This is a genomic window from Bacteroides muris (ex Fokt et al. 2023), assembly GCF_024704895.1.
In the GTDB taxonomy this organism is placed as follows: domain Bacteria; phylum Bacteroidota; class Bacteroidia; order Bacteroidales; family Bacteroidaceae; genus Bacteroides; species Bacteroides muris.
The window spans coordinates 1-526 of record NZ_JAMZEE010000122.1 but is presented as its reverse complement, the minus strand read 5'-3'; the positions used below and the strand labels follow the sequence as shown (position 1 = coordinate 526).

At 47.7% G+C, this 526-nt stretch carries 1 pseudogene; it reads right to left on the bottom strand.

Features of this window, described 5'->3' with window-relative positions:
* Window positions 1-526, bottom strand: a pseudogene (locus M1B78_RS18530) (IS4 family transposase); the annotation flags it as partial.

The following is a 526-nucleotide window of genomic DNA, read 5'->3' as shown; positions in this document are numbered from 1 at the left end:
CGTATGCGACGGCTGTTGAGCCATCCTGTCCATTCCTTTCCGATGAACTCGCGGTCTGCCACAAGGCAGTCGATGCAGTCTGCTCCGAAAAGACGGATAAAACGTTCCATAATTTTCTTGCGTTCTTCCCAGTTGGAGTTGCCACGTTTCGGAAGAAGGCTGAATATCAAAGGGAAGGCAATCCCTTTATAGGTTATGCCCAACATAAGGATGTTTATATTGAACTCTCCGAATTTCCAGTTGGTACGATCCATGCTGAGCACAAGACCTGTCTTGACAGGAAGCAGCGAGAAAATCATACGGGCTATGACATCAAGGTCAAGAACATACTTGGCAAAGAATCTTTGGAGCCGTCTGAGGTTGGAATCCTTGTCGACAGCCGTAGGCATCGCATCAGCAAGCTTGTGGAGGCTGACAGTCTGCACCACGCAGAGTGCATGGAGCAGCAACGCCATAAGTTTTATGCGTGCCAGATTCATACTTTGTCCAAAATGCTCTTGCATAATCGGGAGGATTTGGTTAACTT